Annotated in this window: 12 protein-coding genes; 5 read left to right on the top strand and 7 right to left on the bottom strand. The window is 71.7% G+C overall.

Annotation, left to right across the window (positions count from 1 at the left end):
• Window positions 1-757 precede the first annotated feature (757 nt).
• Entirely contained in the window at window positions 758-1978 is a 1221-nt protein-coding gene (locus ACGFWI_RS25110; RefSeq protein WP_393908265.1) for an acetyl-CoA C-acetyltransferase, read from the bottom strand.
• 204 nt (window positions 1979-2182) lie between these two features.
• Window positions 2183-3196, bottom strand: coding sequence for an SGNH/GDSL hydrolase family protein (locus ACGFWI_RS25105; RefSeq protein WP_393908264.1), 1014 nt, complete (start codon window positions 3194-3196; stop codon window positions 2183-2185).
• A 197-nt stretch (window positions 3197-3393) separates the two neighbouring features.
• Between ACGFWI_RS25105 and ACGFWI_RS25100 the strand changes: the two genes are divergently transcribed.
• Window positions 3394-4782 carry a cystathionine beta-synthase gene (locus tag ACGFWI_RS25100; protein ID WP_393908263.1) on the top strand — a complete coding sequence of 463 codons (1389 nt, stop codon included), beginning with the start codon at window positions 3394-3396 and terminating at the stop codon, window positions 4780-4782.
• Between the two features lie 352 nt (window positions 4783-5134).
• On the opposite strand, the gene ACGFWI_RS25095 is transcribed toward ACGFWI_RS25100, so the two are convergent.
• From ACGFWI_RS25095 to ACGFWI_RS25080, 4 genes are all read right to left on the bottom strand, one after another.
• Entirely contained in the window at window positions 5135-5548 is a 414-nt protein-coding gene (locus tag ACGFWI_RS25095) for a hypothetical protein (RefSeq protein WP_393908262.1), read from the bottom strand.
• Window positions 5549-5589: 41 nt separating this feature from the next.
• A complete protein-coding gene (locus ACGFWI_RS25090; RefSeq protein WP_393908261.1) occupies window positions 5590-7002 on the bottom strand; it encodes a purine-cytosine permease family protein in 1413 nt (470 codons plus the stop codon).
• Window positions 7003-7167: 165 nt separating this feature from the next.
• Complete coding sequence (locus ACGFWI_RS25085) at window positions 7168-7725, bottom strand: cysteine dioxygenase (RefSeq protein WP_393908260.1); 558 nt, start codon at window positions 7723-7725, stop codon at window positions 7168-7170.
• Window positions 7722-8639: an amidohydrolase gene (locus ACGFWI_RS25080; protein WP_393908259.1), complete on the bottom strand. Its 918-nt coding sequence runs from the start codon at window positions 8637-8639 to the stop codon at window positions 7722-7724. The genes ACGFWI_RS25085 and ACGFWI_RS25080 overlap by 4 nt, the downstream gene beginning before the upstream one ends.
• 231 nt (window positions 8640-8870) lie before the next feature.
• Here ACGFWI_RS25080 and ACGFWI_RS25075 point away from each other — a divergent pair, with 231 nt between their 5' ends.
• The 4 genes from ACGFWI_RS25075 (at window position 8871) to ACGFWI_RS25060 (ending at window position 12093) form a co-directional block, all read left to right on the top strand.
• Window positions 8871-9908, top strand: coding sequence for a LacI family DNA-binding transcriptional regulator (locus ACGFWI_RS25075; protein ID WP_393908258.1), 1038 nt, complete (start codon window positions 8871-8873; stop codon window positions 9906-9908).
• A 234-nt stretch (window positions 9909-10142) separates the two neighbouring features.
• Window positions 10143-10640 carry a hypothetical protein gene (locus tag ACGFWI_RS25070; RefSeq protein ID WP_393908257.1) on the top strand — a complete coding sequence of 166 codons (498 nt, stop codon included), beginning with the start codon at window positions 10143-10145 and terminating at the stop codon, window positions 10638-10640.
• Between the two features lie 13 nt (window positions 10641-10653).
• Complete coding sequence (locus tag ACGFWI_RS25065) at window positions 10654-10815, top strand: hypothetical protein (RefSeq protein WP_393908256.1); 162 nt, start codon at window positions 10654-10656, stop codon at window positions 10813-10815.
• Between the two features lie 177 nt (window positions 10816-10992).
• Window positions 10993-12093, top strand: coding sequence for a sigma-70 family RNA polymerase sigma factor (locus tag ACGFWI_RS25060; protein WP_393908255.1), 1101 nt, complete (start codon window positions 10993-10995; stop codon window positions 12091-12093).
• Here ACGFWI_RS25060 and ACGFWI_RS25055 read toward each other — a convergent pair.
• Window positions 12023-12346, bottom strand: coding sequence for an STAS domain-containing protein (locus ACGFWI_RS25055; protein WP_393908254.1), 324 nt, complete (start codon window positions 12344-12346; stop codon window positions 12023-12025). The two genes, ACGFWI_RS25060 and ACGFWI_RS25055, sit on opposite strands and share 71 nt — an antisense overlap.
• Window positions 12347-12393: the final 47 nt, after the last annotated feature.

Raw genomic sequence — 12393 nt, 5'->3', positions numbered from 1 at the left:
CGGCCCTCTTCGTACGGGCCACGCATCGGTGTTCGGACTTCCCCCGGCCTTCGGCCGCGGTGACCCCTTTGATGCGCTCGCTCACGGGGTCACTCCTGGTAGCGCCTTGCTCACCGGCGTACTCCCGTTAGCAGAATGTTCTCCGACTTCCTACATCAGCCTGCCGGTGGTCGGCGACCGCTCCCGGTGCGCTATGTCCCGGAAAGGAGGGGGCTCAGGCCTCCGTACGTCCGGGTGACCCCGCGCTGACCTGCAAGAACGCCTCTCCCCCAGGGCGTTGGTCACAATCCTGGGGGAGATTGGGTCGCGATCTCGTTAACGAGTGGCACAGGTCACGCCGTGTCGCCGCCCGTATCCGAACGATGGCGAAGGGTGTGCGCCGGGCGGGAGTTGGTCCGTTTTGTCGCGCTCCCCTTCGAGCGGCGCGAGCCGGGCGTCCGTGTCCGTGGTCGCGCCGGGCCGGGGGGTGCTCGCGCTGAACGTGCCTCCGCTGCGGCGAGAGGCCGGGGCGCTCGTTCCCGCGCCCCGGCCTCTCCTCTTCGCTGCAGCTCAGCTCAGCCGCGCGTGCTTGTGGTCGCGCTGAGCTTCGCCTCCGCTGCGGGCAGGTGCCGGGCACTCGTTCCTCGCGCCCGACCCCTACCCTCCGCTGCAGCTCAGCTCAGCCGCGCGTGCTTGTGGTCGCGCTGAGCTTCGCCTCCGCTGCGGGCAGGTGCCGGGCACTCGTTCCTCGCACCCGACCCCTACCCTCCGCTACGGCTCAGCTCAGCCGCTCGATGACCATTGCCATGCCCTGGCCGCCGCCCACGCACATCGTCTCCAGGCCGAACTGCTTGTCGTGCCACTGGAGGGAGTTGATGAGGGTGGTGGTGATCCGGGCGCCGGTCATGCCGAAGGGGTGGCCGACGGCGATCGCGCCGCCGTTGACGTTCAGGCGGTCCAGGTCGATGCCCAAGTCGCGGTAGGACGGGATCACCTGGGCGGCGAACGCCTCGTTGATCTCGACCAGGTCGATGTCGGAGACCGAGAGGCCGGCCCGCTGCAGGGCCTGCTTGCTGGCCTCGACCGGGCCGTAGCCCATGATCTCGGGGGACAGGCCGGAGACGCCGGTGGAGACGATCCGGGCCAGCGGCGTCAGGCCCAGCTCGCGCGCCTTGGTGTCGGACATGATGACCAGCGCCGCGGCGCCGTCGTTCAGCGGACAGCAGTTGCCGGCGGTCACCAGGCCGTCGGGGCGGAAGACCGGCTTGAGTCCGGAGACGCCCTCGACGGTGACGCCGGCGCGCGGGCCGTCGTCCTTGGAGACGACCGTGCCGTCGGGCAGCGTGACCGGGGTGATCTCCCGCTCCCAGAAACCGTCGTTGATCGCCTTCTCGGCGAGGTTCTGGGACCGGACGCCGAACTCGTCCATGTCCTGGCGGGTGACGCCCTTGAGGCGGGCGAGGTTCTCCGCGGTCTGGCCCATGGAGATGTACGCGTCCGGGATCAGACCGTCCTCGCGCGGGTCGTGCCAGTCGGCGCCCTCCTGCTCGGCGCGCGCCACGGTGCGGGCCTCGGCGTCGGCGAAGAGCGGGTTGTGGGTGTCCGGCAGGCCGTCGGAGCTGCCCTTGATGCTGCGCGAGACGGTTTCGACGCCGGCCGAGATGAAGACATCGCCCTCGCCGGCCTTGATGGCGTGCAGCGCCATGCGGGTCGTCTGGAGCGAGGAGGAACAGTAACGGGTGACGGTGCAGCCCGGGAGGTGGTCCATCCCCATCTGGACGGCCACGATGCGGCCGAGGTTGTGGCCCTGCTCGCCACCGGGGAGACCGCAGCCGAGCATCAGGTCGTCGATGTCCTTGGGGTCCAGCTCGGGGACCTTGGCGAGCGCGGTCTCGATGATCTTCGCGGTCAGGTCGTCCGGCCGCAGATCCTTGAGCGAGCCCTTGAAGGCGCGGCCGATGGGGGAGCGGGCGGCTGAGACGATCACGGCTTCGGGCATCACACGGCTCCAAGTGCGCGGGAAAAGGGCGGACTGTGAGGGAAGTTACCTGCACGTAGTGCTGAGGTCACGGGGTCCGCGCTGTGATGCGGGCCTCTTTTCTAAGCGGGCGCTTATAGGAACGGAAAGAGGCCGCAGGGTATTCCCCCACGGCCTCTCCCCGGCCGCTGCGCGCCGCCCGGGGCATGCCGGGCGGCCGCCCCGTCACGGTGTGACCGAGGACGGGTCCGTCGGCTCCGGCGTCGGCAGCTGGCGGCGCCTGCGGTGCTTGAGCAGCGCCCAGGGCGCGCGGGAGGCGGTGACCTCCGTGCCGCTCTCGGCGGCTGCCTCGGCGGCCGCCTGCTCGACCGGCAGCAGACCCTCGCCGCGCGAGGGCTCCGGCTGCTCCTTCTCCGGCCACAGGCCGAGCGAGGCGCACAGCGTCGGCAGGATGGCCATCGCGGCGGTGGCATAGCCCTCGGCCGACGGGTGGTAGTTGTCCGGCCCGAACAGCTCCCGTGGATGCGCCTCGAATTCGGGGCCGAGCAGATCGCCGAGCGAGACCGTACGGCCGCCGCTCTCGACCACCCCGATGGTCTGGGCGGCGGCGAGCTGCCGGGAGAGCCGCCGGGCCACCCAGCGCAGCGGCTGGTAGACCGGCTCGATGGTGCCCAGGTCGGGGCAGGTGCCGACGACCACCTTGCAGCCTGCCGCGCTCAGTGCGCGCACCGCCTCGGAGAGGTGACGTACGGACTGGGCGAGCGGCATCCGGTGGGTGACGTCGTTCGCGCCGATCATGATGACGCAGACGTCCGGGATCTCGGTGCCGTCCGCCAGCAGCAGCTCCACCTGGCGCTCCAGGTCGTCCGACTGTGCGCCGGGCAGCGACACATTGCGGAAGTCGACGGGCAACTCGGAGAGCGCGGCCAGGCCGGAGGCGAGCAGGGCGCCGGGAGTCTGGCGGGCGCGGTGGACGCCCTGGCCGGCGGCGGTGGAGTCGCCGAGAAAGCCGAGTCGCAGGGGCGGACGGTCGGTGCGGTGGTCGAAGGCGGCGCCGTAGCGGCCGTCGGCGCACGGCGGAATGTCGCTGGAGCCGCCGACCGTACGGCGCGCCAGCCGGACCTCGGTCAGCAGCACGCCGACGGTGGCCACGCCGAGCAGCCCGATCCCGCCGCCGCCGAAAGCGGCGGCAGTCGCGATCCGCCGCGCCACTCTGGCCCTGGACATCGTCATCGGCATGGGCCGGGCACCTCCCCGCGCAGTGCGGGCGCGCCCTGGCCCGTGGGGCCGGACGCGCTCATGAATCGGCAAGAACTCCTACAACAGGGTGTTGCCCGTTCCTGCACGGAACGCAACGCATCCGTCCTCTAACGGACCCGGGCAATAGGCTGGCCGCACGGGCGCAGGAGAGCGTGCCCCCGACCGCGGAGACCACCGTGCAGTTTTACGATTCGATGATTGAGCTAGTCGGCAACACCCCGCTCGTGCGGCTCAACAACGTCACTCGAGGGATCCAGGCCACCGTCCTGGCGAAGGTCGAGTACTTCAACCCCGGCGGATCGGTCAAGGACCGGATCGCCGTGCGGATGATTGAGGCCGCCGAGCAGTCGGGTGAGCTGCAGCCGGGCGGGACCATCGTCGAGCCGACATCCGGCAACACCGGTGTGGGCCTGGCGATCGTCGCCCAGCAAAAGGGATACAAGTGCATCTTCGTCTGCCCGGACAAGGTGTCCACGGACAAGATCAATGTGTTGCGGGCCTACGGTGCGGAGGTGGTGGTCTGCCCGACCGCCGTGGACCCCGAGCACCCGGACTCGTACTACAACGTCTCGGACCGGCTGGTGCGCGAGACGCCCGGCGCCTGGAAGCCGGACCAGTACAGCAACCCGAACAATCCGCGCTCCCACTACGAGACCACCGGTCCCGAGCTGTGGGCGCAGACCGAGGGGCGGATCACCCACTTCGTGACGGGTGTCGGCACCGGCGGCACGATCAGCGGCACCGGCCGCTATCTGAAGGACGCCAGTGACGGCCGGGTCAAGGTGATCGGCGCCGACCCGGAGGGCTCGGTCTACAGCGGCGGCTCCGGGCGCCCGTATCTGATCGAGGGCGTCGGCGAGGACTTCTGGCCGACGGCCTACGACCGCACCGTCGCGGACGAGATCGTGGCGGTCTCGGACAAGGACGCCTTCCAGATGACCCGGCGGCTCGCCAAGGAGGAGGGTCTGCTGGTCGGCGGCTCCTGCGGGATGGCCGTGGTGGGTGCGCTGGAGGTGGCCTCGAAGCTCGGCCCGGACGACGTGGTCGTCGTGCTGCTGCCGGACAGCGGCCGTGGCTATCTCTCCAAGATCTTCAACGATGAGTGGATGGCCGACTACGGCTTCCTGGAGGAGGGCGGCCCCGCGGCCCGGGTCGGCGAGGTGCTGCAGCACAAGGAGGGCGCGCTGCCCTCGCTGGTGCACATGCACCCGGAGGAGACCGTCGGAGAGGCGATCGACGTCCTGCGCGAGTACGGCGTCTCGCAGATGCCGATCGTCAAGCCGGGCGCCGGGCACCCGGATGTGATGGCCGCCGAGGTCGTCGGCTCGGTCGTCGAGCGCGAGCTGCTCGATGCGCTGTTCACCCAGCGCGCCTCGCTCACCGACCCGCTGGAGAAGCACATGTGTCCGCCGCTGCCGCAGGTCGGCTCGGGCGAGCCGGTCGCCGATCTGATGGCGGTCCTGGAGAACGCGGACGCGGCGATCGTCCTCGTCGAGGGCAAGCCGAAGGGCGTGGTGAGCCGGCAGGACCTGCTGGCCTATCTGGCGCGCGAGGCCGGCAAGTAGGGGTGAGGCCCGGCGGCCGTCGCGCAGGGCCCTCGCCCCGCGCCTCGGCCGCCGCCTCTTCCCGCACCCGTCACGGCGTCAAGTGGCCGTCAGGAAACGGGCCGTCGGCGCAAGGTGTACGTATGCGTCATGTGCTCGCAGCACGGGCTTAACACTCGTCGGGCACATTGATGTCACGGCGATAAGGAACTCCGGAGCGGCTCCCGGACCTCCACCATCGCCACCGGATGCGACACCCGGCTCTGACCCGGTACGCGTCCCTTGCGGGGACCGCCGTCGTCCCGCCCCCGGCTCGCCGGGGTGTGGCGGTCCCCGCAACATCCGGCTTCCGCCCGGGGCCTGTCCGAGGGCCTCAGTCCCCGGCGCCGTCGCGGCGGTCCGTACGCGAGCGCAGCAGCTTCTGCGGACCCCTGTGGTAGACGGCGTTGACGCCGACGATCCCGGCCCAGCACATCAGCAGTCCCGGTTGCCCGGCCTGGGTCGCGGCGATCGCGGACAGCGGCACGGCCAGCACCAGCGAGAGCGCGGCGAGCCCGAACCGTTCCCAGAAGTCCTTGCCGCCGCCCCCGGGGCGCGCCGGCCGGGCACCGCGCGCCACCTGGACCTGCTGCTCGGCAAGTTGCCGCCGCACCCGCTGGTCGACGCTGCGGTCCAGCTTCTCCAGGAAGGACTCCAGCAGCTCCGACTCGTACTCCGGCCCCAGCTCTTTGCGCGTCTGGAGGGTCGCGTCGAGTTCCTTGCGCAGGTCGGGGTCGTGTGTCGCCATGACGCCGAGACTACGGGCGCCGGGCGGGCGGCGCGGTAGGGCTAGCCCCCCAATTCGGCGGGGGCCTGGTCTCCCTGGCGCGCGGCCGGTTCCACCGTGCGCGCGGTGTCGTGGCGGGCGGTGAGCCAGTACAGGACGGCCGGCACGGCGAGCCCGACGAGCCAGGAGATGTCGGCGCCGCCGAGCGGTTCCACCAGCGGGCCGGTGTAGAAGTGCGTGGCCAGGAACGGGAGCTGGGCGACCACCCCGAGGACGTAGACCGTCAGCGCCCGCACGTTCCAGGCGCCGTAGCGGCCGGCCGGGTCGCTGAGCGCCGGGATGTCGTAGCGCTCCTTGGAGATCAGGTAGTAGTCGACGAGGTTGATCGCCGACCAGGGCGTGAAGAAGGTCAGCAGGAAGAGCAGGAAGTCCTTGAAGGACGTCAGGAAGGAGTCCTTGCCCAGGAGGGCGACGGCGGTGCCGGCCACCATGATCCCGGCGATGTAGGCGGAGCGGCCCCGCGGGGTGAGGGTGCGCTGCCCCCGGAAGCCGCTGACGCTGGTGACCAGCGACATGAACCCGCCGTAGGTATTGAGGATGTTGATGGTGAGTTTGCCGAGGGCGATGACGAAGTAGAGGAACGAGGCGATCAGTCCGGCGCCGCCCAGGCCCACGACATAGCTGACCTCGTGCCCCACGAACGCCGCGGGCGCCGCGGCGGCCGCCAGCGCGCCGAACGTCATCGACCACTGCGATCCGAGCACCGAGCCGGACAGCGTCCACCAGAACGTGGCCCGTGCCGAGGTGTGCCGCGGCAGATAGCGCGAGTAGTCGGCGACGTACGGGCCGAACGCCAGCTGCCAGGAGGCCGAGAGCGAGACGGCGAGCAGGAAGACCGGCAGCGCGAAGCGGTGGTCGGCGAGAAGGGTGCCGAGGTCGGTGCGCTGCAGCAGCCGGATGCCGAGGTAGACGAAGGTCAGCGCGCAGACCAGTCCGGCGATCTTGCCGAGGGTGTGGATCAGGCGGTAGCCGACGGCCGCGGCGACGGCGGTGACCGCGGCGAAGAGGACGATCCCGGGTGTCTCGCCGAGATGGGTCAGCTCGCCGACCGCCTGCCCGGCCAGCACGCTGCCGCTGGCGAAGAACCCGATGTACATCACGATGACCAGCGCCAGCGGGACCACCGCGCCCCGCACCCCGAACTGGGCCCGCGAGGTGATCATCTGGGGCAGCCCGAGCCGCGGCCCCTGGGCGGAGTGCAGCGCCATCACCGCACCGCCCAGGAGGTTGCCGAGCAGCAGCCCGATCAGCGACCAGAAGGCGTTCGCCCCGAAGACGACGGCCAGTGCGCCGGTGATGACGGCGGTGATCTGGAGGTTGGCGCTCAGCCAGAGCGTGAACTGGCTGACCGCGCTGCCGTGCCGTTCGTCGTCGGGGACGACGTCGATGGAGCGCTGTTCGACCACACCTGCCATGAGTCCGCCTTGCGTCGCCGCCTGTATGGATTCATGCAGGATCGATGGCGATGAATGGAAGGTCAATAGGCAGGGGTTAATTCGTGGTAACGGGCGTGACCCGGCCGGGGCCGGCGCAGGCCGGCCGCCGAGGATCCGGGCCGAGCCTGCGGGCCGCCCGGCCGTTCAGGCCGCGGTCGTCCCGTCCGTCGGCCGCAGCTCGTCGGCGTACGAGACCGAGACCCGTCGCATCAGCCCGTCGTCGGTGATGTCGTACTGGCCCAGCCGCCACAGCGGCGGCGAGTAGGCGTGCACCGACACCGCATCGTCGGTCGCGCCGGTGAGCCGGTGGATGTGATCCGGGCCGAAGCAGAAGGAGGAGCCCCTGCCGACCGCGGTGGCCAGATGCTCGCCGCCGATCCGGGGGTTGGACTCGGTCAGTACGCCCTGGACGACATGGACCGCCCCGGAGGAGAGGTCGTGGTCGTGCCAGCCGGTGTCGTTCTGCCGGGTCCAGCACAGCAGCCAGACATCGACGAACTCATCGCGGTACAGGGAGGCGTAGTGGCGCTCGGTGTCCGAGAACGCGACCTGCTCGTGCCACAGGTCCGGGCGGGTGGCGAGCGCGCCGACCAGGTTCTGCAGCTCACGCTTGTCGAGGTTGCGCTCGGGCAGTGCGGTGAACGGCTCCTCGCCGTCGGGGACCTCGCGGGCGGTGTCGGCCAGGGAGGTGCGGTACGTCATGGGCGGGCTCCTTTCGTCGGGCCCAGCAGGCGGGCCGGGTTGGCGGTACGCAGGGCGTGGACGGCGGCATCCGCGCCGAGGTCGGGGAGGACGGGGTCGGCATAGGGGCGGTCGCTGCCGCTGACGACGACGTCGATACCGGCGGCCCGGACGAGTGCATCGACCGCCCGGGTCCCGTACGAGGACGTCTCGTAGAACGCCTTGCAGTCCACCCGGCCGCGGTCCCGGCCGCCGCCGCGGGCGACCAGCCGCTCGCCGTGCAGCGGTGCCAGGCCTGCCAGGGCCGCGAAGCAGACCCGCAGATCCGGGTGGCGCGGCCGGCCGAAGGCGCGGAAGGCGAACCAGGAGGCGTGCAGCTGCTGGAGGTACGGGACCAGGGCGGGCCACCAGGCGGGCGTGTCCTGGCCGGCGGACGGGGCCGGGCCGGGGTGGATGAACAGCGGGGCGTCCTGCTCGGCGGCGGCGTCCAGCAGCGGTGCGCAGCGGGCCCACCCGGCGGCGTCGAGCAGTGCGGTGGCGGGCAGTTGCAGCCCCACGCAGCCGCGGGCCAGCTCGCGCCGCAGCGCGTCGGCGTCCGGCTCGGGCGCGGACAGACAGGCCGAGGCCCAGACGCCGAAGGGGGCGGGCAGGTCCAGTGCGCCGTCGTGGAACGCGGCGAGCAGCGGCGCGGCCTCCGCGGGCGGCAGATCTTCGATGCCGAGCGGGCTGGAGAGCGACACCAGGGCCAGGTCGAGGCCGTCGGCGCGGGCGAGCCGGGCGCGGGCCGCGATGTCGTGGTCGGCGGGGTCGACGGCGTACGGGGGCTCGCCCGGCAGGTGCAGCGTCCAGCCCTCCAGCCGCGGCGGCGCGCTGCGGGACCGCAGCAGCGCGAGGAACTCGGGCGGCCAGATGTGCTGGTGGACGTCGGTGGGCACGGGCCTCCCTCGGGGTGCGGGGCGGTTGTGCGGGCCGCGGGCGAGCCGTGGCCCGCCGCCCTTGAACCGCTTCACTTAATCGCTTAACTGATACGTTTAAGTGAAGCGGTTAACAACCGGTGCTGTCAAGGCCGTGCCGGATCCGCCGGGCCGTTGTCCCCTCGGGAACGCCGCCCGGCGAACGCCGCATCGTGGCCGGGTGCCGCGCCCTCCTTGGGTAGGCTTCCGGACATGGCCAGGCCCAATAAGCGCACCACCCTCCGCGAGGTGGCCGAGGCCACCGGCCTCTCCACCGCGGCCGTCTCCTACGCGTTGCGCGGCAAGCATGTCTCCAAGGAAACCGAGGAGCGGGTGCGCAAGGCCGCCGCCGAGCTCGGCTACGAGGCCGACCCGATCGCCCGCGCCCTCGCCAGCGGCCGTACGAGCACGGTCGGTGTGCTCGCCGGTGATCTGCAGGACCTGTGGCAGCAGCAGCTGATGGCGGCGATAGGGCGTGAGCTGCTGGCCGGCGACCGCTATGCGCTGATCCTGGACGCGGGCGGCGACCCCGAACGGGAGCTGGCCCTCGCCAAGCAGCTGCGCGACCAGCGGGTGGACGGCCTGCTGGTCTCCCCCGTCGATCCGTCCGCCGAGGGCTGGTCGAAGATCGCCGACGCCGTGCCGGTGGTCTCCATCGGTGACGCCCTGAGCCGGGCCCGTACGGCGGGCGAGGTGCTCTTCGACAACCGGGCCGGCATCGACGCCGTTCTGGACTACCTCCGGGGCCTGGGTCACCGCCGGGTCACCGTGCTGACCCCCACCGGCCCCTCCACCCCCGACCGTCCCGCCGACGTCTATGTGCGCGAGGCCGCCGACCGGCTCGGCATCGAGGCCGAAGTCCTGCCCTGTCCGCAGGAGTTGGGCGAGGCGACCGCGATGGCCCGCCGTGTGCTGACCCATGGCCCGGACGGCCGCCGGCCGGCCGGTCCCGCCCCGGCCACCGCCGTCTTCTGCTTCTCCGACTCGATCGCCTACGGCGTCTACGCGGCCGCCGCCGAGGCCTCTCTCACCGTCGGCCGTGACCTCTCCGTCGTCGGCTTCGACGACCACCCCGTCTCCCGGGTCCTCACACCGCCCCTGACCACCGTCGACTGGGGCCTGACCGACATCGCCAAGGAAGCCGCCCGGCTCGCGGTCGCCGCCATCGAGGGCCGCCGGGTCCGCCGCAAGCGCATCCTGTGCGCCCCGCGCCTCTCGGAGCGGGGGTCGGCGGCGCCGCCGCGGAGTTAGGCCCAACGCCCGAAGGGGCGTCCCGTGCAAGGCCGGTGGCGCCCCGTCAGCCCGCCCGGCTGCCGAACTGCCCCGTAACCGGCCGCGTTTGCCCGGAAATTGCCCGCCATGGATCTTGCATTTGCGGCCTCGCTCATAGGCTGATCGCGGAATCGATCCACACGGGGAACGGGGATATGTATGAGGTTCCGGAAGACCGCTGCGACCGCGCTCACCGCCCTTGCTCTTGCGGGAGTGGCCGGTCCCGCCTCGGCGGAGAGTGCACTGCATTCCGCGAAACCGGTGAGTGCTGCCAAAGGATTCAAGCTGAAGTCGCTCAGGTCGCCGGACGGCAAAACACTGACGGCCACCCTTTCCATGCCTGCCGGCTACCACTTCACCGTCGCCGGCAAGAGGCTGGCGCTGGTCGGGCCCGGTCACCGTACGGTGGGCCGGCTGGGCACCGCGATCAAACTGAAGAACGGCAAAACGGCGCACGTCAGGTATCGCGCCAAGGGTGCCACGGTGACCGTGCGGGCGACCCGCAGCTTCCGGCAGCTCGGCCTCTCCGCGCGGGGGATGGCGGCCGAGAGCTATTCCCGGTGCGCCAACGACAAGATCAGGGACTATGTGGTGTCCGGCGGGATAGGCGGGTGCATAGCAGGCGCCGAGACCGGGTGTGCCGCGGGCGCCACGGCGGGGGCTTTCGGGGGCCTGGTCTCCGGCGCGGTGCTTTCGCTTTCCGATTGCTGATGATGGGCAAGAAATGAGAAAGGCACTGATCGCCGGAATTCTCGCGGTCGTGGTCGTCTTCGCGCTCACGCACACCGTGTTCTCCGGTTTGACGGAACCCGCCCGGCTTTTGCTGAGCGTGCTGGCCGGTGCGGTCGTCGGAGGGGTGCTGCGCGGCGTGCAGCCGCGCAGATGACCTGAGGTGCGGGGACGGGCCGGGCCATGGTGCGCGGTCCGTCCTTCCGCCGTTCTCCCGCGTCCGGCCTCCGGCTGCGGCGCCCCGTGCCGAGGAGCAGACTGGTGCCCGATGCTCCGGTAGCGTCGGGCGCGCGTGCCGGTGGTCGGCCGACGGGCGGATGGGCGGGTGTCCTCGATGAAACGGTCCTCGACGAGCGAAACCACGGCGGCAGCCGGAGGCGCAACGGCGGACGGCGGCGGACCGCGTGCGCCCCAGGGGGAGTTGGCGGACCGGCTGGAGGCGCACCGCACCGAGCTGACCGGCTACTGCTACCGGATGCTGGGCTCGGCGTTCGAGGCCGAGGACGCCGTGCAGGAGACGATGGTGCGGGCCTGGCGCAGCTACGACCGGTTCGAGGGGCGGGCGTCCCTGCGGTCCTGGCTGTACCGGATCGCCACCAATGTGTGCCTGGACCTGCTCAAGGGCAGTCAGCGCCGGGCCCGGCCGATGGATCTCGCCTCCGCGTCGAGCGTGGACACCCCGGTCGGCACGGGGCTGCCCGAGACGACCTGGATCGGGCCCGTACCGGACCAGCGGGTGCTGGCGTCCGCGGGGGACCCGGCGGAGACCGCCGTCGCCCGGGAGTCGGTCCGGCTCGCGTTCATCTCCGCGCTGCAGCGGCTGGCGCCCCGGCAGCGGGCGGTGCTGATCCTGCGGGAGGTGCTCAGCTGGTCGGCGAGTGAGGTCGCCGAGCTGCTGGGCAGCTCGGTCGCCTCGGTCAACAGCGCGCTGCAGCGGGCCCGTGCGACCCTCGCCGCGTCCGGTGACACCGCCGCCGATGCCTCGCCGCAGCAGCTGGACGACGCACAGCAGGCGCTGCTCCAGCGCTATGTCGACGCCTTCGAACGGTTCGACATGGACGCGCTCACCGCCCTGCTGCACGAGGACTCCACGCTGTCCATGCCGCCGTACGAGCTGTGGCTGCGCGGCCGCGACGACATCGTGAAGTGGCTGCTGGGGCCGGGCTGCGGCTGTGAGGGGTCGCATCTGGTGCCGGTCACGGCGAACGGCCGGCCGGCGTTCGGGCAGTACCGCGCGGACGGCGAGCCCTGGGCGATCCAGGTCATCGAGACGACGGACGGCCGGATCACCGCGCTGCAGTGCTTCCTGGACACCGAGCGGCTGTTCCCGCTGTTCGGACTGCCGATGCGCTACGGCGGGCCCGCTACGGAGGGTGCGGTGGCGTCCCAGATGGAGGGTCGGCCGGCAGGACCTCGGTCAGCCCCGTCACCGTGAGCAGCCGGTTCAGCCCGTCCGGTACGTGACACAGCCGGATGGCGTGCCCCTGCCGCCGGGCGGTGAGCTGGAGGCGGAGCAGGGCCTCGACGGCGGTGGCGCCTGGGGCGAGGGCCCGTACGTCGCACCGGAGCGTCGTCCCAGGGCGGTCGCACAGCAGCAGGCGGAGGCGGTCGCACAGCGCGGGGATCTCGGCGCGGGCGATCGACGGGCCGAGGCGCCAGACGACGGCCCGGGGCGGCGTGGGCAGCACAGGAGAAGAGACCGTGCGGGGCGGGGAAACTCATCGGGCGACGGTGG

Origin of the sequence: Streptomyces sp. NPDC048434 (genome assembly GCF_043200375.1) — a bacterium.
In the GTDB taxonomy this organism is placed as follows: domain Bacteria; phylum Actinomycetota; class Actinomycetes; order Streptomycetales; family Streptomycetaceae; genus Streptomyces.
Note: the sequence above shows the minus strand (reverse complement) of the source record. Positions and strands in the feature narration are given on the sequence as shown.

What these genes read in the sequence shown, in the direction of transcription:
- ACGFWI_RS25090 (WP_393908261.1), bottom strand. Translation starts at nt 7,002, where the DNA reads ATGGCAGGTGTGGTCGAACAGCGCTCCATCGACGTCGTCCCCGACGAC.
- ACGFWI_RS25095 (WP_393908262.1), bottom strand. Translation starts at nt 5,548, where the DNA reads ATGGCGACACACGACCCCGACCTGCGCAAGGAACTCGACGCGACCCTC.
- ACGFWI_RS25105 (WP_393908264.1), bottom strand. Translation starts at nt 3,196, where the DNA reads ATGCCGATGACGATGTCCAGGGCCAGAGTGGCGCGGCGGATCGCGACT.
- ACGFWI_RS25085 (WP_393908260.1), bottom strand. Translation starts at nt 7,725, where the DNA reads ATGACGTACCGCACCTCCCTGGCCGACACCGCCCGCGAGGTCCCCGAC.
- ACGFWI_RS25110 (WP_393908265.1), bottom strand. Translation starts at nt 1,978, where the DNA reads ATGCCCGAAGCCGTGATCGTCTCAGCCGCCCGCTCCCCCATCGGCCGC.
- ACGFWI_RS25075 (WP_393908258.1), top strand. Translation starts at nt 8,871, where the DNA reads ATGGCCAGGCCCAATAAGCGCACCACCCTCCGCGAGGTGGCCGAGGCC.
- ACGFWI_RS25065 (WP_393908256.1), top strand. Translation starts at nt 10,654, where the DNA reads ATGAGAAAGGCACTGATCGCCGGAATTCTCGCGGTCGTGGTCGTCTTC.
- ACGFWI_RS25060 (WP_393908255.1), top strand. Translation starts at nt 10,993, where the DNA reads ATGAAACGGTCCTCGACGAGCGAAACCACGGCGGCAGCCGGAGGCGCA.